Source organism: Novosphingobium guangzhouense (assembly GCF_002896965.1).
In the GTDB taxonomy this organism is placed as follows: domain Bacteria; phylum Pseudomonadota; class Alphaproteobacteria; order Sphingomonadales; family Sphingomonadaceae; genus Novosphingobium; species Novosphingobium guangzhouense.
In genome coordinates this window covers 33,193-52,610 of record NZ_LYMM01000043.1, presented here as the reverse complement: position 1 = coordinate 52,610, position 19,418 = coordinate 33,193, and the positions used below count along the sequence as shown (strand labels likewise).

Here is a 19,418-nt window from a genome sequence, read left to right as displayed (position 1 = left end):
ATCTCGCTCGCCAGCGCGACCCGCCTCCCGGCAATACCGTCATATGGCGTGGCTGGTCCCGCCTTATGGACATGAAACTTGGAATTGATCTCGCCGGGCGCACTTGTGGGTAATTGAAAGGTACAACCGGCGCTTACACCAATGGAAGTGCGCACGCCTAAATCTTTCCGGAAACAAGGCTGGGGCTCTTAGCGGCCGTTGCCAAGCAGTCCTAGACGAAAATCACTGCGCCGGCTCACTGTTTTTCCCGCGACAACGAACACCCCGTCCCCGGTGTAATGCAGCGTTCTGGGGTGCTTGGGCTGAGGAGCGACGTGCGCCTTTACGATTTCGAATATGAAGAGATTGTAGTCCTTGACCATCCGGTCGTCCGGCAGTCGGCGCTCGAAGTTCGCGTGACACGCGGTGAGCAACGGAGCTCTGATGTGGTCGGCGGCCTGCACATCAAGGTTAAACCCAGCGAACTTGTCTTTGTCCCGGCCCGAACAATTGCCGATCGCGACGACAGCGTCGAGCATGTCGAGGGTCGGCAGGTTCAGCACACATTCTGCGCTTTGGCGTATCAGCTCGAAACTATGATTGCCAACGGAGATCATGCAGCCGACAAGGGAAGGCGTAAATTCCAGCACCATGTGCCAACCCATGGTCATCACATTACGCTCGCCGTCATGACAAGATGTCACCAGCAAGATCGGGCCGGGTTCGAGAAAGGCGCGTGCCCGGTGTACGGGCAGATCCTGTTTCTCAACCATCATAGGTCACCGATGCCATCTTTCATGGCGAACAGTCACGCGTTGCCGTTGCGGCGCCGGGTCTCCCAGCCCTTGCGGGCCGCTGCCGATCGGTGCTCCGAAGAGCCTGACTTGTGCGCCTTGCCGCCGCGGGAAGATGCGCTGCGGTTTTCCGGCTTGCCTCGGCCCGAGCCGGACTTCTTGCCGCCACCGCTTTCCTTGTTGACGGTCGCCCAAGCCCTGCTTTCAGCTTCTTTCTTGGGAGTGCCGCGCTTCTCATAGCTTTCCTCGATATGCTCGGCCCGGCGCTTCTGCTTGTCAGTGTAGCTACTCTTGTCTCCTTGAGGCATATTTATCCTCCCTTATCTGGTGACGGACTGCGACTGCCGAGAACTGGTCCGAATGAACAGTCCAACGCCGCTCACACTCTGCAAAATCAGCAGTCTATCAATGGATTTGAGGCAGAGCCGGGTAGTCGATGTACCCCTCCGCGCCGCCGCCGTAGAACGTATCCTTATCGGGAGCATTGAGTTCCGCACCCACGCGCAAACGCTCGGGCAGGTCCGGGTTGGCGAGAAATGGCCGTCCGAAACTTATGGCATCAGCCTCTTTTGCGGCGATCGCCGCGCTGGCCCGGTCGGCATCGTAATCGCCATTGCCGATATAGACCCCGTCAAAAAGGGCTCGCAGTCGCTTCAGCAGCGCGCGCTGATCCTCGTCGGTATCCTGCCCGGTAAATTGCTCGATCGCATGCAGATATGCCAGCCCGTGCCCGGCCAGCATATGATACGCCGAAGAGAAGGTGGCTTCAGGGTCGCTGTCGCTCATGTCGTTCGCCTGTCCAAGCGGTGAAAGGCGCACTCCGACGCGATCGGCAGGGAACACGGAAAGGACGCGCTCCATCACCTCGCGCAGGAGACGCTGGCGGTTCTCGACCGAGCCGCCATAGTCATCTTCGCGCTGGTTTGTTCCATCCTGCAGGAACTGGTCGAGCAGGTAGCCATTGGCCGAGTGCACTTCAGCGCCATCGAACCCGGCCGCTTTGGCATAGCGCGCCGCAGTCTCGTAATCATCGAGGGTGGCTGCGATCCCGTCGCCATCGAGCGCGACCGGCTCGGAGGTGTCGGTGAGGCCATCGGCCGTGAAGGTCTGGGCCTTGCCGCGGACTGCGCTGGCGGAAACCGGTTGCGCCCCACCCGGCAGCAGGGACGTATGGCTGATCCTTCCAACGTGCCAAAGCTGGCAGAAGATTCGTCCCCCAGCAGCATGAACTGCTTCGATGATAGGCTTCCACCCTTCGACATGGGCTTCGCTGTGAATGCCGGGCGTGTCTATGTACCCCTTACCCATCGGCGAAATCTGGGTGGCCTCTGAAATGATGAGACCCGCCGACGCACGCTGGCGATAATAGGTGACGGCAAGCTCCCCGGGCGTCCCGTCCGCATGGGCCCGGCTGCGCGTCAGCGGGGCCATGAGGACGCGGTTGGGCAACTCGAACGCGCCGAGCCGCAAAGGTTCGAACAGATTGGAATGTCTGGTCATGATGCCCCTCACTTTGCGCTGGTGCCGATCTTGATGGACTTGACGTTGACGAATTCCTTGAGCCCTTCAGGACCGTGCTCACGGCCGTAGCCTGATGTCTTGACCCCGCCGAACGGGAGATCGGGAGAAGCCACGTCGAAGGTGTTGATGAAGATCATGCCGGTGTCGAAGTGCTTTGCAGCCAGTTCCCGGGCACGCTCGACATTGCGGCTGAAGATACCCCCGCCAAGGCCATAGCGGCTGTCATTGGCGATCCGCATTGCATCCTCGTCGTCCCTCGCCCGAATGATCGAAGCGGCAGGCCCGAACAGTTCGTCGTCGTAGGCAGGTTGCCCGGGCGCAACATCGACTAGGACGGTGGCGGGATAGAACCATCCCGTTCGATCGGGAATCTGACCGCCCACGAGCACGCGCGCACCCCGGGCAACACTTTCCTCGACCTGCTCGTGCAACTTGTCGCGCTGGGCCTTGCTGACGAGGGGGCCCAGCGCGGTCTTCCCGTCTGCCGGGTCGCCCATGGCAATGGCGCGGAATTTCTCGACATAGGCGTCGACGAATGCGTCATGGTTCCTGTCAGTGACAATGAAACGCTTGGCGTTCACACAGGTCTGCCCGTTATTGTAGATCCGGCCCGCGACACATGTCTCAACCGCGAGATCGATGTCTGCATCGTCGAGGACGAGGTAGGCGTCATTCGATCCCAGCTCCAATACGGTCTTCTTGACGAGTGCACCGGCCTTGGCGGCGACCGCCCGTCCAGCTTTGTCGCTGCCAGTCAGCGTGACCGCGCGCACGAGATCGTTTTCGATCACCGTGTCCGACTGCTCGTGAGAGATCAGCAGCACACCAAATAGGCCCTTGGGCAGACCCGCACGCTCATAGAGATCGCGCAGGAACAGGCCGCTGCCAGTGCAGCTTTCGGCATGCTTTAGCAGCACCCCGTTACCCGCCATAAGACTGGCGATCGAATAGCGTACCGCCTGATAGGCGGGAAAATTCCAGGGCTGGATGCCGTAGACGACGCCGACAGGGGCATGAGCGACATAAGCTGTCGCGCCGTCGGCGGATCGCTCCTCGTCAGCGAGGACCGTGGGCCCCTGCTTGGCGGTATAGTCGCAGATCGCAGCGACGAGATCGACTTCGCTGCGGCTGTCACCGATCAGCTTGCCGACCTCGCGGGTCATCAGCGCGGCGAATTCCTCCTTGGAATCGCGCAGTTCTTGGCCGATGGCGGCAATCACGCCGGCCCGGTCTTCGAGACTGCGCAGACGCCATTTGAGAAACGCCTTGTGGCACGCCGAGACGGTCGCCGCAGCTTCCTCGTCCGACATGAGGGAATACGTCGCAATGACGTCCTCGGTCAGCGGATTGATCGTGCGGATTTGCTTGTCGCTCATAGTTTGGATTCTTTCGGCAAGGGAAGGATAAGTGCCCACATCAGCCGTGCTGCGCACGGTGATGGTCGAGTGTCTTGCGGATGGCTGAAAGCGCATGGGTCAGCTCCGCATGCCATCCGCCAGGTTCAAGTTGTCGCACCGCCGAATGCGCCGCGCAGACGATGCGTGTCGAAGCCCATTCGCGCGCCAAGGCCTGGGCCCATGCCGCGAAATCGTCGGCAGCTCTTGAGCGCTGCTGCAGCGCCTTGGCGAGCATCGGATGAAAGCGTAGGCGCGACTGCGGCAGGATGTGACCCAGCATGCCGGGGGCGGCGAGGACCATCAAGGTATCGTCGACATGGACAATACCGCTGGGGCGGTGACGCACGAGAACCGAGGAGGCATGCACGCTGTCGTCAGCCGTCACCAGATCGAGGCCCGCCGGCACGGAAAAATCCAGATCGTCGAACCGTTCCTGGGTTGCCGGGTCTTCCATGACGTCCCGCTCCCAGGGCAGCTCGGGCGCCTGTTCCCGGTGTCGCTGCGTGCCATAGAGGCGTGCGTGCGGAGCGATTTCATGGGCAGCGGTGCAATGCAGAGTATGAAAAGGGTGCACATTGATGATGGTGTCTATGGCCAGACCGTTGTTCGTGAGGCTCATCAGCGCTTCGCGCTCATCACCCGACACCGCATAGCTGTCGATCAAGGTGAACTGACCGTCGGCCTTGCGAACGAGGGACATGTGCGTCCCAACGTCGAAAACCTTCGCGACCTTGAAGGAGCCGCGGAAATTCCAGAAGCTCTCGGCAAGGTGTTTCATGCCTGGGCTGCTCTTTGCTGCTCGAGGATGAGTTGGGGCATGGCAGTTCAAGCGTCTGCATCGATCTTCGTTCCGATGACCAGCAGGCGGAGGGACGAAGCCTTGCAGGGGTGGGACCGTCCGAACGAACTATAGCGCCGACCGTTCATAACCCCAATGGTGTTGGGGCTAAATGGCGGACCGAAACCTCGCGCTGCTGGCCGATCTGGATTTTTTTCCCCGCGTTGAGCCGGATCTCGCAGTCGAAACCCGGCCCTCGCTATCAGCCGATGAAACGGATAAGATCCTCGTTCAGCCTCGTAGGTGCCGTCGCGAACAGGCCATGCGGCTCGCCATCGTATTCGATGAACTCGGCGCTCGGTATGCCCGCCGCCGCAGCCTTCCCGGAAGGATCGATAGGGACCGTTTTGTCAGCTGTCCCGTGGATGATGAGGGTGGGGACGGTGAAGGAGGCAAGGTCAGGGCGAAAATCGGTCTTCCCGAACGCATCGATGCAATCAACGGTAGCCTTCGGGCTCGCCATCGCGCCCAACAGGAAGCTCCAGTCGAGGATACCCTGGCTGACAGGGCTCGAGATGAAGCCGACCCCGTAGAACTGCGTTGCAAAGTCCTGCAAGAACGCGAACCGGTCTTCCCTGATCTGCGCCTTCATGGTGTCGAAGACGCTCTCGTCGACACCGTCGGGATTGTCGGCGCCCTTGAGCAGATAAGGCACCACGCTGCTCACCAGAGCCACTTTCGCGATCCGGCCGGTGCCATGACGCGACAGATACCGCGCGATCTCGCCGCCGCCCATCGAGAAACCGACCAAGGTGGCATTGTCGAGGGTGAGTTCGTCCAGAACCGCTGCAAGATCGTCGGCGAAGGTGTTGTAGTCGTAGCCGGAAGCACCATGCCCGGACTGCCCGAACCCGCGCCGGTCATAAGTGATAACCCGATACCCTGCTTCGAGAAGGGCCAGGGTCTGGTACTCGAACATGTCGCCCGTCAAAGGCCAGCCATGAATGAGGACCACCGGCTTGCCTTGACCCATGTCCTTGACGTGAAGACTGGTGCCGTCTTTTGCTTCGATGAAAGCCATTCAGAACGCTCCTTGGCGTAGATCGCCTGCTGACTTAACCTTGACGGCCTACGATGGTTCACTCCGCTCGTCGCTTTCGCGGCCGCAGGCAGTGCAGAAATGCCGTGCCCCTTCTGGCCAGAACCCTCCGCTGGTTCCCGGCGCGCTATCGCGAGGAAGCCACGAACCAGCGGCAATCTGCAAGGGACTGGAAACGCAACGTGCGTATCGGGCTTTTCAGGATCAAATAACCTGGAGACAGTCATGAAAGTCACGCAGCATGACCCCCGCAACAAGCGGGTCGACCCGTCCCAAGCCCCGGACGAGACAGCCGAAGGCATACGCTCGCTGGAGGCCGAGCGCCGTGACCCCGGCCCGGATCTTCAAGCAAGCGGGGGAATGGGGGCAAACCCCGCTCAGGCGCACAAAGGACCAGCGGATGACCGCGCTCTGAGAGAAGCCGGCGTACAGTCGGGGACGCAGCGCGATCCGAAATTTCCCGAGGAAGATGAGTAGGCTCCACGAGCAAGGTGGCGACAGCCATTGAGAGTTCGCTGGAACGTTGCCTCAGTTCGCCTTTCTGATCGGTATGTAGCGACAGGTGAACTCTGGTTGCTCGTGCCGGTCGATCGGCGTGAGATGCACGAAAAGTCGCTCACCAAAGGGTTCGTCGCTCAGGCTATAGGCATGTTCGGCCTCGTAGAGATCGTCCTTGTGCGGTTCGATCCAACCCTTCACCATCTTCAACGCGCGGTACTTCGCCTTTGATTCACTGCGCGCGACCACGAAGACGTTGCGATGGCGCTCGGCAAATTCTTCCGGTTGGTAGCCGCCCAGATTAACAAAGTAGAGCTTTTCCTCCCCTTCGAAGGGCTCGGGCCTCAGTGAGATCGCAAAGCCATCCGCTTCGGTGACCTCGGCCCAGCAATCGACATGCAGGCTTCTGGGCACGCCCCACCACTGTTCCCGCAGGATTGGGAACGCCCCTTCGATGCTGTCGGCGAGCACGAAGCGCACATCGTGTACCTCGATATTGGCGCTGGGGTGTTCGCCGCCAATGTAGATTGCGAAAAGCTTCATCGCTCGTTCAATTCCTTCACTATCTCGGTGTTACATCGGCGGCCAATTGCGGCGACCAGTTCAGCGGCCACTATTTGGCCAATCTCGTGTGAACTTGTGATGCCCTGCACGAACGGGTGCCGCCCCATGATGAAGGGAAGGCTGACGCAGAAAAGCTGGTCTGCCGGGATCTGCGAGGAGATGGGGTGGAACCGGTCGTCGATGGCAATACCGCGCAAAGGACCGTGTTCGTTCGAGGCATCGACGTCATGGACGATCCCCTGCTCGCGAAGCGAGGGAAAGGGGAAATCCTTGGCAGAAAGTGCGCGCTGGCCGGTCGCTTCGATGAAGACGGGAAAATGGAATTCTGTCGAGCCATGCGTCAGTAGCGCTCCGCTCGAGACGCCGTGCGGATCAATCTGGTAATCCTCTCCGAGCGCGATCACTTCCAGCTTTCCGGCGTCATGCAGGGCGAGCATGCGCAAAATCGATTCATGCGGCACGGTCGCGTAGTCATCGATGAAGACGGTCTTGAAGTGCTTTGAAAATCGCAGGAAATCGGCGTCACCAAGGTAGGGGACGATGCCTTCGATCACTTCATGCATGCGCAGGATCGCATAGCGCCATGCTACCACATGATGTCGTTCGTAGTTGCGCTGCGCTTCTGTAAGATTATGCCGTGCCCATTCGAAAGGGTCGGTGGCCAGGCGCTGGCTGAAGTAACCTTCGCAGAAATCTTCAAGGTTGAGCGATGCGAGACGCGTTTCTTGCGCGTAGGATGCATCCGCTGCGGCAAGCTCCCGTTTGAACAACTCGAACGTCCGGTCCAGAAGCAAAGGATCATCGGCGGCGATGAGCTCGTTGATCGCTTCTGCGGTACAGATCGACAGAGGTTCATACGGAATCGGAAAATAGAAATCGGCCTCCGGCAGCAGGCCTTTGCGTGACAGCATCGTCATCCGGAAATCTTCAGTGCCTGGCGCAGGGACATAGGTGATGCCGCCGTCTTCAGCCTCCACGAAATCGCCATGTGCGATGGCCAGGGCAACGGCAGCGTCGATGGCGGTTAGCGACGAGCCTCGAATACCCACATGAGTCGCAGGGATCTTCTCGATCTCGCTCGCCGGCCAGGGACTGGCGAAATACCCCGGGCTGACCTCGGGCTGCTCCGGCCATTGATGCCCGGTGGCAAGAATGACATGGTCGAATCTGGCTTCGAAGCATTCACCGCGATGGGGCTGGACGCGCAAAATCATTCCGTCAGGCCCGCTGACGGCATCGAGCACCTCGCACCGTGTGCGCACGGTCACGACGGTCCCCTGCGTGGCGGCCTGCTCCAGCAGCATTTGCATCTGTTCTGAGAAAAATTCACCCAAGACCACGCGCGGATAGAATGTCCGATCATCGATGGCCGCAGCGTCAATGTGCATTTCCGCCAGCCGTTCCGAACTCTGCGCGTGCAGCCATGCGACGAGGCTTGTCGCGAGAGGTGGTATCTCGATGCTGGCTATGTTGGAAAGCATCGCCGGATCGTTCCAGCCGGGGCGATAGGGTGTGCCTTTGCCGATGAACGGCTGTTTCTCGAAAATAGTAAGTTCGAAGGCTGCGGGCTGCAGCGCGAGCAACGCATTCAAGGTGTAGATGGCGGTAGGGCCAGCGCCCACGATAGCCACAGAACACGTCATACAATCCCCGGATATCCCAATGGAACAGGCAAACGCCGATGTTCGCCGCGATGATGGCTTTTGAAAGAAAACCCCCGCCGAAGCGGGGGTTCCTTGGTCACTGCCCGGCGCCGGGCTCGGAGGTCTTAGGCGGCTTGCCATCTTCGATCCGCCCTTCGTTGCGCAGATCGCGGCCCTCCTGCGCCTTCTTCTGGCTCTCGGGGGACTTGCCGTGCTCGTTGAGCTCCTCCTTGACGTAGCCGGCTGCTTCCTTCGCCTTACCTTCGATGCTCATGATCATCTCCTGCGCTGGTCCGCGTTTTGCAGATCCTTGCAGGATGAAAGTGCGCGAGGGACAGAAACAGTTCCAACAACGCTGCTCGACTCATCGCAAGTGAGAGATTCGCCTCTTACTGCAACGGGAGTACATCGAACGGGCCGCTACCGTTTATACATGTTCAGCCACGCAAGGTATCCGGGACGATGCCGCCATTGCTGGCCAGCTTGACCATAACCGCTCGATGCAGCGCGATGTTCTGCTCCGCTGTGCCATCCGCTCCGACATGGACGCCCAGTTCCTGCCCAAGCTCTTTGCGTGCGGCGAGACTGGAGTCGAGGTCAAGAAGCTTGAGGAGATCGACGATGGACGTGCGGTAATTGCCGCCATGATCCGCCTTCATCGAAGCCATGGCTTCTAACACTGCGCCGACGTCGACGGAAGGTTGCGCCGCCGCAACGGGGCCTACGGGTGCAGGCGATGGGGCCACAGACGCTGGATGAGGGGACGTCGGCGAAGATGCCGGAGCAGACTTGGGCGCGCCCACGTTGGCTGCAGGATCGGCCTTCTTCTCGGTCCCATGATGGAAGATCTTGTTCAGGATATTTCCGAAGATGCTCATGCTCCTCTCCTCGACAATAGCACGGTTAATAACGCGATGGTGAGACCCTCAAACGCGTCAGCACGTCGATGGTTGATCGGAACGGCTTCGTGCTGCCGATCGTTCAGCCCTCATTCCCCACCACTCAACGCGGAGCACAGATCGTGATCAAGAACAACGCGCTCATGGCAGCATCCCTGGCCGTTCTCAGCCTCAGCGCCTGCAACAAGAAGGACGCCGAGCCCGCCACCGAAATGACCTCCGCGCCGGCTGCAGATGCCATGAACGAAACCGGGACGACTTCGGCGGAGAGCCCGGCGCAGGTCTTTGCCAACATAGCGGCTGCGAGCGACATGTTCGAGATCGAGACATCGAAGCTCGCAGCCGAGAAGGCCCAGTCCGCCAAGGTGAAGACGTTTGCCGAACAAATGATCAAGGCTCATACCGAATCTACCAAGAAGCTTACCGCAGCCGCGGCGGCTGCCACACCTCCGATCACCCTTGCCCCGCGCATGACCGCTGCTCAGGATGCACAGCTTGCCGACCTCCGGAGTAAAACAGGCGCCGCGTTCGATGAGGCCTATGCCAAGGCACAGGTCAGCGCTCACCAGGCCACGCTGGATGCGCTCAAAGGCTACGCAGCGGGCGGAGATCAGGCATCGCTCAAGACATTCGCAACCGAATTGGTCCCCACAGTCACCGCTCACCTCAACATGGCGAAGGCCCTCTGACGAACCTTGCCCCGCACGTATATCCCATAGACCCAAGGAGCGATCATGCCCGACCGGCTGACGATGCAGGACCCCCGATCACAATACCCGAAGCCTCCCTTTCCCAAGCAGCCGCAGCCGCGTCCAGGGATCGCAGGCAAGCTGGAGCCTCGACCTGACCACGGTGAAAAGAGCTACGTCGGCGCGGGCAAGCTCACTGGCCGTAAGGCACTCATTACTGGAGGCGATTCCGGAATCGGCCGTGCGGCTGCGATCGCCTTCGCGCGCGAGGGCGCGGACGTAGCCATCGCCTATCTACCAAGCGAGGAGGCGGACGCGCAAGAAGTCCTCACCCTGATCGAAGCCGAAGGCCGCAAAGCCATTGGACTTCCGGGTGACGTCAGCGATGAAAACTGGAGCCGGCAGCTCGTCGAGGACACGGTGAAAGGCTTCGGAAGCCTCGACATCCTCGTGATCAATGCAGGACGCCAGCAATGGCGAGAAAACGTTGGCGAGGTCACCTCCGACGACTTCGACAAGACGCTCAAGACCAACCTCTACGCCCTGCACTGGATCACACAGGCGGCGGTGCCCCATCTCCCGGCCGGCGCCTCGGTCATCACCACGGCCTCGGTGCAGGCTTATGACCCATCGGACATCCTCCTCGACTATGCGACCACCAAGGCGGGCATTGTTGCCTATACCAAAGCGTTGGCCAAGCAGCTCATCGAGAAGGGCATTCGCGCCAATGTGGTAGCTCCGGGACCGTTCTGGACCGTGCTTCAGGCAAGCGGGGGTCAGCCGCAGGAGAAAGTTGCCCACTTCGGCGAGCGCAGTCGCTTCGGTCGTCCCGGTCAGCCCGTGGAAATCGCACCGGTTTACGTCTTGCTCGCTTCGCAAGAGGGCAGCTACATCACCGGCGAAGTCTTCGGCGTGACCGGCGGCGCTGGGCTCGCCTGAGACGGTAGACGTTTAATCAAGTACAGATGCGGCCCGGCAGCAGCAGTCTAGTGGTACTGCCGCCGGGCCCTCACATGCGCGGTCGATGAAAACACGACACATGCGATGCATGGCGACGGCTCGGCATCAGGTATCGGTGGCACCCAGCCCCATAATGCCTGCCAGTCTCCGCACATAGCTTAATTAACCAGTATCTGCGCGTGACGTTCCACTCTGAAAAATCTCATTCTTCCAACCACCCTGGAACGTCTGGCTATTTCGGGTGAAGACCACGAATTGACTTCTGATATACACATTCTGCCAGTAGTGATGCCTTGCGACCCGAAGGGCTAAACAGCCCTATTCAACTTGCCCGGCCCTGAATTCAGGCGCCGGGCTTTTCTCGGCTATAAACTGATTATCACTCGAGCGATCAAGTCTATGCTGCCAACATCGACTTCCGGGTGGATCGGGACATCGCCAGGCGGGGAATGCTAATCATGGTTTTTGCTGCGTGTTATAGGTGGCGATGTTGCTGCAGCTAGGGCTATAGATCGTCCGCAGCCGACGCCTCGGTTTCGCGCATGGAGCCTCGATTTGAGCGACACACAGAACGAAACATTATGCTTTTCTAATGCCTCTTCCCCGGGCCGCAGTTCTGTGCTCGCCAAATATGATATTCTCGATACCCCGCGCGAACAGCAGTTCGATGACGTTGTGAAGCTGGCCGCGGCGATCTGCGCAGCCCCGATCGCAGTCGTCAATCTCGTTGGAGATGACCGCCAGTGGTTCAAGGCCGAAGTTGGTCTCGGCGTTCGAGAAACCCCGCTCGACACATCCTTCTGCGCTCACGCGATCCTGGAAGAGGATTTCCTGGAAATTCGCGATGCGACGAAGGACAGCCGGTTCGCCGCCAATCCCTTGGTCGACGCTGCGGGCGGTATCCGATTCTACGCCGGCGCATTGCTTAAAAATCAGGCAGGTCTTGCAATCGGTACGCTTTGCATCCTGGATACCCGGACCCGTCCGGACGGGCTGAGCGAACTGCAACGGTTCACCTTGCAGATGCTGGCGACGCAGGTCATGAGCCAGCTGGAATTGCGCAAGGTCGCGCGGCAGGAACGGGAGATCAAGAATGAACTCGCCAACGCCGCGCTGCGCTTTCAATCGATATTCGATAGCGCCATCGACTATGCGATTATCGTCATGGATCGCACAGGATCGATCACTGATTGGAATGCCGGAGCTGCCAACATTCTTGGGTGGTCAGCCGAGGAAATTCTAGGTCGCGACCTTTCTATCTTCTTCACGCCAGAGGATCGCGCTGACGCAGTTCCAAGCCATGAGATGCGGCAGGCTCTTGCCAATGGCCGAGGGGCCGATGAGCGCTGGCACATGCGCAAAAGCGGCGAGCGTTTTTGGGCGAGCGGAGAGATGATGCCCCTCAAGGATGCCGATGACGTCATTGTCGGCTTCGTGAAGGTCCTGCGCGACAAGACCCAGGCGCGCATGTTGCAGGATCGGATAGCGCTCCAGGAGGAGCGCTTGCAGATGGCTCTCACTGCTTCCGGTTCTGTGGGCCTGTGGGACTGGATGGTGTCTTCGGATCGCATCCACGGCGATGCCAATTTCGCGCGGCTCTATGGCCTTGATGTCGACGGGTGCACCGCAGGCCTCACAGAAGAGCAGTATCAAAGGTATGTCGTCGCCGAAGATCTCCCTGCGCTGCGCGCGAGCATCCGGGCCGTCTTCGAGCGTGGTGCCGATTTCCTCGTCGATTATAGGCTTGCCATCCCCGGCGAACAGATCCGCTGGGTCGAATGCAAGGGTCGGATGGTGGTCGATGCAGCCGGCCATCCTTATCGATTTTCCGGGACATCGGTCGACGTGACGGCGCGCAAGGCTGCCGAGCAGCAAAAGCAGCTTCTGATGCAGGAAATGTCCCACCGCGTGAAGAACAGCTTCACGATGGTCCAGTCGCTTGCCTCGCAAACATTGCGAGGCATAGACTCTGAGGTCCGGGAAACTCTCCTCAGCCGGATCGTCGCGCTCGGTCAGGCGAACGACAGTCTGCTCCAGACCAGTTGGACCGCCACGCAGATGTCAGCGCTCCTTCAGCGGATCCTTTGGCTAGGCGCTGACAGCGGCAGGATCGCGCTGTGCGGAACGGATATGCAGGTCAGCGCCGAAGCGGCGATGTCGCTATCGCTTATTGTTCACGAACTGGCGACAAACGCCGTGAAATATGGCGCGCTGTCGCTCGAAACCGGGCAGGTGGTGGTCAGTTGGCACCACGATGGCAGCCACTTCCAGCTTCTGTGGCAGGAGCGCGGCGGACCAATCGTAGAGAAACCAGCCACCAAGGGATTTGGATCTCGTCTCATATCCATGGGAATATGCGGTAGCCGGGATGTCCTGATCGAATACCTTCCAGAAGGCCTGCAGGCGCGTTTTAGCGTCAATCTCGGTCGCGTGTTCCCCAAAGTCTAGTCATAGACAGGAACAATTCGGTGCAGCGCCAATCAGGTCTGGACGGTAAAATCGACCAAGGCTTTACGCCCAAATGTTAGTCGAGAGGCCTTTGCCCCTTTCGCCCCCCACTCAGGACGTCTGCTTTAGCCTATCTGGTTGCCGATCCAGCTCTCTGGCCTTTGCTTTGGCGGCGTCGCGAATTTCCTGTGCTTGTTGCTCCAGCTTATCGGCCTCCGCATCAGCCTGCGCTTCGATAGAGCGCCCCTGGTCGTTGAGCGCATCCCCCTGAGAATCACGCGCCTTGGTGGCCGCGCGATCTACGCGGTCCGCAGCGCGGCCAGCGCGCTCGGCCGGGCCATTGCCATCATAGGGCACGCCCGAAGCATTTGCGGCCGCCTCGTCCCTTGCGGCACCCGCCTTCTCCTTCGGGCCATCACAGGCGGCAATCGTACAAGCCAAAGCTGCGGCTGCCATAAGCGTCGATGTCGTTTTCATGCTGCACCAACTTGCAGGATGCGCGCTCGTTCCAAGCAATCGGAAAGCCACCTTCCGCCCCGACGCCCTCCAAGGCGCTACAACGACGAATCTGGGGAGTGCGTCGATGAATCAAGAGCGCGACAAAGCGCTAATTCGAGATCGGTCGAGCGAAAGGGCTTTGCCAGGGTCGCGACATCACTGAATTCGTCCGCATCGTCCGCGTGCCCACACCCGGTGGCGAATATGAAAGGCACGCCGCGCGATTTCAGAACCGTGGCAACCGGGTAAGACCGTCCACCGTGGATGTTCACGTCCAGCATGGCGAGATCAAAGTCTTCTCGCCCGGCCAAATCCAGCGCGGTATCCAGACGCATGGCCGGGCCGACGACAATGGCACCCAGTTCGGTCAGCATGTCCTCGATGTTCATGGCCACGAGCATCTCGTCTTCCACGACCAACACGCGCTTACCCGCGAGAGACATTGCTGCCTCCCACATTCGCCAGCGGTGCGCTTGTTGCTGCTCGACAGCAGCGGACCAAAGGCAACTTCAAAGCTGCAATTGAAGTGCTTTCGCCGATCAAGGACACCGGGACGACGGCCAGGATGCTTTACGCACAGAGCCTGCAGGACGCATTCGACGAGAATTCGGATGAAAACGTAGAACTAATCGATCAAGCCATAACTGAGTTTGAACACCTGTATCGATACACGCACGGACAACAGCGGGTTCGCCACGCTAAATCACTGATCGAAGCACTTTTTGACAAAGCCTACACTCTGGCTGATTCCGATCCGAATTTTGTCGCTGGCCTCGATGAAATTTTGAAAGTCATCGTGAGTGCTCGTCAGGGGGCGGGACGGAACAGCCAATCGGCAAGGGCTCTGCTGTTGTTTTATGAAGCGAGGGCTCTGCAGGAAAAGCGAGCCTTCACGGATGAAGCGGAGCGAGCGCCTCCGAGCCGAGATACGATCGAGAAATATCAACAAGCCCTGAAGGACCCTAATGCGCTGGGCGAAAAAGTCGCCGAGGCGCGAGACGGGCTCGCTCAGGCGCTGGCGACCTTTACAGAAGAGACGCTCGCCTCCAATTCGAACCCCAGCGACGCGTTGCGTAGACGCATGCGCCACGACATGGGCGAGGCGGTGCAAATCCATCGGGATCTCGTCGAGCATGCATGGCATAATCAGCCGGATTCCGATCTCGCTGGCATGCTTGAAAACCTCGCCTCCGATTTCGAAATTCTAGCTAAACTTAAGAGAAAAGGGCCGTTCAAAGAGACACCGCTACTCGAGGCGGTACGTGCCATGGAAAGGGTGGTCGCCGCCTATCATTCAGCGCGCGACAGCGATGCCATTTCGGAGGCTCAGGCGCGATTGGAAGATTTGCGTCAAAAGATGAGATAGTTCGAACGGCGTGCGGCGGGAGGAAAAAATCGGACCGGAGCGATTACTTTACTCTTGCCATTTCAAACATCTAGTTATTTCATATCGTGAGGCGATTGCGGACAGTCGCAAAAGTCCGAATGTTTGCTCTAGAACCGGCCGTTGGTTACTCCGGGAGTGGCAGCTTATCTGGGCGAGCCGCTCCGAAGCCGACAGTCGCGAATGTCCCAAGCCCAGTCGCTAAGCAGTACCGAAATTGACCGTCCTGCCCCGGTCGACTGCCATCGCAGGCGCAGTGAAAATCAGTAGCGATAGTTTTCGACATTCCTTGACCAGTGAATGGTGGGGGCCGTTTGACGCCGGCCCCCCGCTCTACGATCAAACGTCGTTACCACCGTCCGTTGCAGGGGTACGAGTTTTCGGTGCGCGCGCCATGCGCTTCGCCCGTGGCGTCTTTTTTTCCGCTTTGTCGGTTGCTTTGTCTGGGGTGGTAGGCGTTGTTTGGTCTGCCACAGTGCTCTTGGACTCCGTTTCCTCCCGGTTGAATAGTCCGAGCTTCCCACGCCGTTTCGGGGCTGGTTTCGGGTTTTCGACTGGTGCATCAGATGGTTTGACCTCGCTTGCTTCCTGCACCGCTTTGGGTTTGCGAGCGGCCGACTTCTTGGCCGCAGGAACCTTCGCAGGCGCCGTGCTCCCCTTGGACTTTGCTGAAGCCTTCTTCTTCGGCACAACTCCTTCAGGGGCCGTTGCAGGTTCGTTCGAAGGCGCATCGACAATGGAGTCGGAAGCAATGATCGCTTCCTGCGCCGGGGCCTTGCGTTGCTTGCGAGCGGCGGTCTGCTTCATGTTCGTCTTGGGAGCAGCAGCAGCTTTTGCTTTCGCCACTTCCGCTTCCGACGCTTGCAGATCGACCGCAGCTGCCGGGGCAGCTTTCGGTGACGATGCGCTTTCCTTGGTGTCCGCGACAACGGAATTGCGATTGCCCAAACCGATCTTCTTGGCGATCTCGCGACGCTGGGCAGCGAAACCCGGTGCAACCATCGGATAGGTCGCGGGTAGGTTGTAGCGTTCCCGGTATTCCGCAGGAGTCAGCCCATGACTTGTCAAATGGCGCTTGAGGGCCTTATAAGGCTTCCCATCGATAAGGCTAATGATGTGGTCGTCGGATGAAAGGCTTTTACGCACCGATACTGCAGGTTCATACGTCGGTGCTTCAGGCTCCGCCGCCGACGACGCTGTATCCTCGGTGAGAGCAGCGCGCGTCGAGCGAATGAGGCCGGCGAGTTCGTCAGCGCCGACGGTGTTGTTGCCCAGATATGCACTCAGAAGCTGTACGGTCAGAGCGGCGATATCAGAAGTCGGTTCGGTATCAGGCATCGATATTGCCCCTCTCGATATTACGGGCGCCTAAGGACGCTTATGCCCCTATGGCAATGCTTGATGCATTGCCCCGATTACGGCGCTTTTCAAGTGCATTCATTGTCCTAGTACCATAGATTGAACGGGAAGATGCCCCATTACGGGCCAAAAGCCGTGCCGCACAAACCTAGCCTTCCGAAGACAGGCGCAGATATCAAAGACCATTCAGTTCGTCACCTACCTCTCGATCATCGCGTCCCACTAGCCAATGTCGATCTATGTTTAGCACGCAGTTGCAGAACGCGGGAAGCCCCATGCGTCAATTGCACTGGTCCTCGGAGCTGCCATCACCCACATTGCGGCTGCCTTTCAGGCATCCTCTCCCAAACTTTACAGCCGGCCTTCGTGCCGGCATTTTCTTTATTGCCGGTCTTGCAACCAAGGATGGAAGCACTGACGGTCCGGTTTCCGCACTGCGGGCACTGCTGGACAGCCCAGGATGGTTAGGTCATAGGCCCGGCATGACAAAGGATCTTACGCCCATCATCCGTCACGTTCTCGAGCGGGCGCCGCAATGGGTCCGGCGCGACCTCGAGGCCAAAGATTCAGCCATCCGCGCTCGGGCGGAAGACACCTTGGCCGCAATGATCAGCAGCGCCCTGCAGGATCATGGAACGGAACCGGACAAGGTCTGAATTCCATCACGGGCCAAGCGTTCGGTGGACCATTGGCGTGATCAAGCGCAGCCTGACGAGCGAACCCGCGTGCGGCAACCCATCGCAACGGCCGCTGGCTCGCTTATACTGGGTTCTGTCCCTCGATGCGTGCAGCGGCGTACATGCAAAGGCAGCTTGGGATCGAAAGCAGGACAGCCAGGGTAAGGAAGGGCAGGGCGAGAACAAACCTCCACGTCGGGTTCATGGCAACCTCTCCACATCTATGGTGAGGCTTTAACGGACGGTGGTGCAAACGGTGCCGGGGGCCGCAATATTCGCTAAGGATCTGCTACCGATAATTTTTTGATACTGCTGAGCAATATGTCGCGGCTAGAGCTGATTGGGGGGTGGAAGGTCCACCGTGCCGCAGATCAACTCAAGTGTGGCGCAGTATCGAGAACCTTGCGAACGAACACCACCCGCTCGGTTTCCTCGAAATCAGCGCCGCGTGCATGGCGTGCGAAACCGTGTTCTCCATAAGGGCATCGGAAGCCATTTCGGTACAACCCTTGAGCCGAGCCCATGCTTCGACCGCTTCGACGAGCCCGCGGCCGATGCCTTGGCGGCGACACTCCTTTACAACAAAGAGCCCTTCGAGGAACGCGACGGGGGATGTCTCGCATCCGTTGACGTAATCGATCCGCAAGGCGGCTTCGGCAAACCCGACCAAAGTGCCCCGCAGATCGCGCGCAAGGAAGCCGACGATAGGTTGATGCTCGGCCATCAAGTCGACCAGATCCTTCCGGTGCTCCGCCGTTGAGCCATCCGGCCAGAGCGCGGCGCGTAGGGCAGCCCAATCATCGAGGTCGGTGGCGCCCGCAAATTCGATGCGTACGATCATTTCCGCTCGCCCCCAGATATGCGCCTTCAGTGTTGACAAGGCCTGCAGCGCCAGCTGTCAGCGCAGCACCGCAGGCCTCTTCGGTTTAAGCGTTGAGCTTGTCCTTCACGCCCTTGGCGGCCGTGAACCCGAGCTTCTTCGATGCCTTGATGGTCATGGCGTCTCCAGTGCGAGGGTTACGGCCTTCGCGCTCCGGGCTGTCCTTGACCTTGAACTTGCCGAAACCGTTGAGCGAAACCTCCTCGCCTTTCGCCGCCGCGTTGCCGATGGCGTCGAAGACGGCATCGACGATCTTGCGGGCATCGGTCTTGGCGAGGCCGTGATCGGCGGCGATAACGTCTGCGAGCTCGCTGTTGTTCATGAGAAGTTCTTCCTGTCGAAGTCTGTGTTGCGCCGCCGGATCATTGCTTTTGACCCGTGACGTGCGCTCACCATGACGCAACCAGATGACCGATCAAGGCGTGCTCAGGTTATCAGGCTTTCCGGAGACCAGTTGTCCACAGCCCGTGGACAGCGATAATGAAATCGGGAATCTCGAAGGTACTTGACCTTTTATCGTCTGGTGGGTCCGCACCCACCGTCAGCGCCAGCGAGGCGTCGATGTATATATTTGCCATGCCCCCGGCATTGAAGGCTATGTCGCCGCGCTACTTTCCCACGGCCGCGAAGGCTTCGGGGTTGGGCAGAACTCAACAACAATAATAGTAAGCCTCTGGCCTTTACATGTCAGCGCGGTCGTTCGTTTTTATTTCGATCATCTCACCAACCACTTCAATTAGCGATAGTACGTTTTCGCAGATATGCCTTGAGGTCATTACGGATAGAATGCGCGCGTGTCCAAAATTGCGGCCTGCAGCATGGTAGCGCGAAAGCTCCGGTAGTACGCCCGCAAATTCCGGTGTTGGCGGCGGCATCCCGAACGATGCGGCTAGCGCCATTGCAGCTTCAAGATCGCGGCCGATATGCCGCTCAATCCAGTTTTCGGCGTTACCGGAATAGAGGAGTGCAGCTTTCAGTGCAAACTGTAATGCATACGCCGCGTTCTTGATCACTTGGGAGGGGCGCTGTTCAACCATGTTTAGGTTCATCAAATTAATGAATTCCAAAGCGCGAAAATACGTGTCTGCATTCAAAACGCGGTCATGATTGGATGAGCCGAAGTGCTCGATGCTATGATCCTTGGGCGGCAGGTTGCCGATAACCGGATTACGCGTCACGCGAACCTCCACTGCGCATCCGGCGAGGACGATCCGAGAGTGACAGGAAGGATGCGTGCGTTCCCGAAACTCCCGCGCGCTAGGCACGGGAGTCACCGGGGCTGGTAAGATGAACGGAAGCACATCCGCCGTCGCTTTTACCCGCGAGGGCTGGACATGTGCGACGGCGCCCC

General features: G+C 59.3%; 20 protein-coding genes and 1 pseudogene. 5 read left to right on the top strand and 16 right to left on the bottom strand.

The genetic code is table 11. The annotated features are described in order from the left end of the window. Nucleotides 1–188: 188 nt before the first annotated feature. The 10 genes from A8V01_RS16535 to A8V01_RS16485 all read right to left on the bottom strand — a co-directional run bounded on the left by A8V01_RS16535 (nucleotide 189) and on the right by A8V01_RS16485 (nucleotide 9,151). On the bottom strand, nucleotides 189–755 hold the full coding sequence (locus A8V01_RS16535) for a flavin reductase family protein (protein ID WP_211295035.1): 567 nt from the start codon (nucleotides 753–755) through the stop codon (nucleotides 189–191). Between the two features lie 32 nt (nucleotides 756–787). Next, nucleotides 788–1,081: a plasmid stabilization protein gene (locus A8V01_RS16530; RefSeq protein WP_103096986.1), complete on the bottom strand. Its 294-nt coding sequence runs from the start codon at nucleotides 1,079–1,081 to the stop codon at nucleotides 788–790. A 97-nt stretch (nucleotides 1,082–1,178) separates the two neighbouring features. Then, the gene (locus A8V01_RS16525; protein ID WP_103096983.1) at nucleotides 1,179–2,273 is read right to left on the bottom strand and encodes an alkene reductase; all 1,095 of its coding nucleotides are present in this window, start codon (nucleotides 2,271–2,273) and stop codon (nucleotides 1,179–1,181) included. Between the two features lie 8 nt (nucleotides 2,274–2,281). After that, nucleotides 2,282–3,670, bottom strand: a complete 1,389-nt coding sequence (locus A8V01_RS16520) for an NAD-dependent succinate-semialdehyde dehydrogenase (protein WP_103097001.1) — start codon at nucleotides 3,668–3,670, stop codon at nucleotides 2,282–2,284. A gap of 40 nt (nucleotides 3,671–3,710) precedes the next feature. Continuing rightward, on the bottom strand, nucleotides 3,711–4,469 hold the full coding sequence (locus A8V01_RS16515) for a hypothetical protein (RefSeq protein WP_103096981.1): 759 nt from the start codon (nucleotides 4,467–4,469) through the stop codon (nucleotides 3,711–3,713). A gap of 262 nt (nucleotides 4,470–4,731) precedes the next feature. Next, entirely contained in the window at nucleotides 4,732–5,550 is an 819-nt protein-coding gene (locus tag A8V01_RS16510) for an alpha/beta fold hydrolase (RefSeq protein WP_103096979.1), read from the bottom strand. Between the two features lie 546 nt (nucleotides 5,551–6,096). After that, nucleotides 6,097–6,609, bottom strand: coding sequence for a DUF1543 domain-containing protein (locus A8V01_RS16500; RefSeq protein WP_103096975.1), 513 nt, complete (start codon nucleotides 6,607–6,609; stop codon nucleotides 6,097–6,099). Next, nucleotides 6,606–8,261, bottom strand: a complete 1,656-nt coding sequence (locus tag A8V01_RS16495) for an FAD/NAD(P)-binding protein (protein WP_245892635.1) — start codon at nucleotides 8,259–8,261, stop codon at nucleotides 6,606–6,608. The genes A8V01_RS16500 and A8V01_RS16495 overlap by 4 nt, the downstream gene beginning before the upstream one ends. A 109-nt stretch (nucleotides 8,262–8,370) precedes the next feature. Then, nucleotides 8,371–8,547, bottom strand: a complete 177-nt coding sequence (locus tag A8V01_RS28665) for a hypothetical protein (protein ID WP_170065955.1) — start codon at nucleotides 8,545–8,547, stop codon at nucleotides 8,371–8,373. Between the two features lie 163 nt (nucleotides 8,548–8,710). Continuing rightward, nucleotides 8,711–9,151 carry a DUF3597 domain-containing protein gene (locus A8V01_RS16485; protein ID WP_103096967.1) on the bottom strand — a complete coding sequence of 147 codons (441 nt, stop codon included), beginning with the start codon at nucleotides 9,149–9,151 and terminating at the stop codon, nucleotides 8,711–8,713. 68 nt (nucleotides 9,152–9,219) lie between these two features. Here A8V01_RS16485 and A8V01_RS16480 point away from each other — a divergent pair, with 68 nt between their 5' ends. From A8V01_RS16480 to A8V01_RS16470, 3 genes are all read left to right on the top strand, one after another. Then, on the top strand, nucleotides 9,220–9,861 hold the full coding sequence (locus tag A8V01_RS16480) for a DUF4142 domain-containing protein (protein WP_425437340.1): 642 nt from the start codon (nucleotides 9,220–9,222) through the stop codon (nucleotides 9,859–9,861). A 45-nt stretch (nucleotides 9,862–9,906) separates the two neighbouring features. Next, the gene (locus A8V01_RS16475; protein WP_103096965.1) at nucleotides 9,907–10,800 is read left to right on the top strand and encodes an SDR family oxidoreductase; all 894 of its coding nucleotides are present in this window, start codon (nucleotides 9,907–9,909) and stop codon (nucleotides 10,798–10,800) included. A 576-nt stretch (nucleotides 10,801–11,376) separates the two neighbouring features. Next, nucleotides 11,377–13,269, top strand: coding sequence for a PAS domain S-box protein (locus tag A8V01_RS16470; protein WP_170065954.1), 1,893 nt, complete (start codon nucleotides 11,377–11,379; stop codon nucleotides 13,267–13,269). 111 nt (nucleotides 13,270–13,380) lie between these two features. Here A8V01_RS16470 and A8V01_RS16465 read toward each other — a convergent pair whose 3' ends face one another. Together A8V01_RS16465 and A8V01_RS16460 are read right to left on the bottom strand one after the other, a co-directional pair. Beyond that, nucleotides 13,381–13,746: a hypothetical protein gene (locus A8V01_RS16465; RefSeq protein WP_245892628.1), complete on the bottom strand. Its 366-nt coding sequence runs from the start codon at nucleotides 13,744–13,746 to the stop codon at nucleotides 13,381–13,383. 77 nt (nucleotides 13,747–13,823) lie between these two features. Then, nucleotides 13,824–14,210 carry a response regulator gene (locus tag A8V01_RS16460; protein ID WP_211295034.1) on the bottom strand — a complete coding sequence of 129 codons (387 nt, stop codon included), beginning with the start codon at nucleotides 14,208–14,210 and terminating at the stop codon, nucleotides 13,824–13,826. Here A8V01_RS16460 and A8V01_RS16455 point away from each other — a divergent pair. Continuing rightward, a complete protein-coding gene (locus A8V01_RS16455) occupies nucleotides 14,210–15,133 on the top strand; it encodes a hypothetical protein (RefSeq protein WP_146037291.1) in 924 nt (307 codons plus the stop codon). The genes A8V01_RS16460 and A8V01_RS16455 overlap by 1 nt on opposite strands. Before the next feature lie 357 nt (nucleotides 15,134–15,490). On the opposite strand, the gene A8V01_RS16450 is transcribed toward A8V01_RS16455, so the two are convergent. Continuing rightward, entirely contained in the window at nucleotides 15,491–16,489 is a 999-nt protein-coding gene (locus A8V01_RS16450) for a MucR family transcriptional regulator (protein ID WP_103096958.1), read from the bottom strand. Nucleotides 16,490–16,785: 296 nt separating this feature from the next. Between A8V01_RS16450 and A8V01_RS28250 the strand changes: the two genes are divergently transcribed. Further along, entirely contained in the window at nucleotides 16,786–17,166 is a 381-nt protein-coding gene (locus A8V01_RS28250) for a DUF6771 family protein (protein WP_146037290.1), read from the top strand. Between the two features lie 392 nt (nucleotides 17,167–17,558). Here A8V01_RS28250 and aac(6') read toward each other — a convergent pair. From aac(6') to A8V01_RS16435, 3 genes and pseudogenes are all read right to left on the bottom strand, one after another. Continuing rightward, a pseudogene (aac(6'), locus tag A8V01_RS16445) lies at nucleotides 17,559–18,028 on the bottom strand (aminoglycoside 6'-N-acetyltransferase). Nucleotides 18,029–18,113: 85 nt separating this feature from the next. After that, nucleotides 18,114–18,389: an HU family DNA-binding protein gene (locus A8V01_RS16440; protein WP_103096956.1), complete on the bottom strand. Its 276-nt coding sequence runs from the start codon at nucleotides 18,387–18,389 to the stop codon at nucleotides 18,114–18,116. Between the two features lie 358 nt (nucleotides 18,390–18,747). Further along, on the bottom strand, nucleotides 18,748–19,245 hold the full coding sequence (locus A8V01_RS16435) for a hypothetical protein (RefSeq protein WP_146037289.1): 498 nt from the start codon (nucleotides 19,243–19,245) through the stop codon (nucleotides 18,748–18,750). Nucleotides 19,246–19,418 lie beyond the last annotated feature (173 nt).

Coding starts and splice junctions, on each gene's coding strand:
- A8V01_RS16535 (WP_211295035.1), bottom strand. CDS start 755: ATGATGGTTGAGAAACAGGATCTGCCCGTACACCGGGCACGCGCCTTT.
- A8V01_RS16530 (WP_103096986.1), bottom strand. CDS start 1,081: ATGCCTCAAGGAGACAAGAGTAGCTACACTGACAAGCAGAAGCGCCGG.
- A8V01_RS16525 (WP_103096983.1), bottom strand. CDS start 2,273: ATGACCAGACATTCCAATCTGTTCGAACCTTTGCGGCTCGGCGCGTTC.
- A8V01_RS16520 (WP_103097001.1), bottom strand. CDS start 3,670: ATGAGCGACAAGCAAATCCGCACGATCAATCCGCTGACCGAGGACGTC.
- A8V01_RS16515 (WP_103096981.1), bottom strand. CDS start 4,469: ATGAAACACCTTGCCGAGAGCTTCTGGAATTTCCGCGGCTCCTTCAAG.
- A8V01_RS16510 (WP_103096979.1), bottom strand. CDS start 5,550: ATGGCTTTCATCGAAGCAAAAGACGGCACCAGTCTTCACGTCAAGGAC.
- A8V01_RS16500 (WP_103096975.1), bottom strand. CDS start 6,609: ATGAAGCTTTTCGCAATCTACATTGGCGGCGAACACCCCAGCGCCAAT.
- A8V01_RS28665 (WP_170065955.1), bottom strand. CDS start 8,547: ATGAGCATCGAAGGTAAGGCGAAGGAAGCAGCCGGCTACGTCAAGGAG.
- A8V01_RS16485 (WP_103096967.1), bottom strand. CDS start 9,151: ATGAGCATCTTCGGAAATATCCTGAACAAGATCTTCCATCATGGGACC.
- A8V01_RS16480 (WP_425437340.1), top strand. CDS start 9,220: ATGGTTGATCGGAACGGCTTCGTGCTGCCGATCGTTCAGCCCTCATTC.
- A8V01_RS16475 (WP_103096965.1), top strand. CDS start 9,907: ATGCCCGACCGGCTGACGATGCAGGACCCCCGATCACAATACCCGAAG.
- A8V01_RS16465 (WP_245892628.1), bottom strand. CDS start 13,746: ATGAAAACGACATCGACGCTTATGGCAGCCGCAGCTTTGGCTTGTACG.
- A8V01_RS16460 (WP_211295034.1), bottom strand. CDS start 14,210: ATGTCTCTCGCGGGTAAGCGCGTGTTGGTCGTGGAAGACGAGATGCTC.
- A8V01_RS16450 (WP_103096958.1), bottom strand. CDS start 16,489: ATGCCTGATACCGAACCGACTTCTGATATCGCCGCTCTGACCGTACAG.
- A8V01_RS28250 (WP_146037290.1), top strand. CDS start 16,786: ATGCGTCAATTGCACTGGTCCTCGGAGCTGCCATCACCCACATTGCGG.
- A8V01_RS16440 (WP_103096956.1), bottom strand. CDS start 18,389: ATGAACAACAGCGAGCTCGCAGACGTTATCGCCGCCGATCACGGCCTC.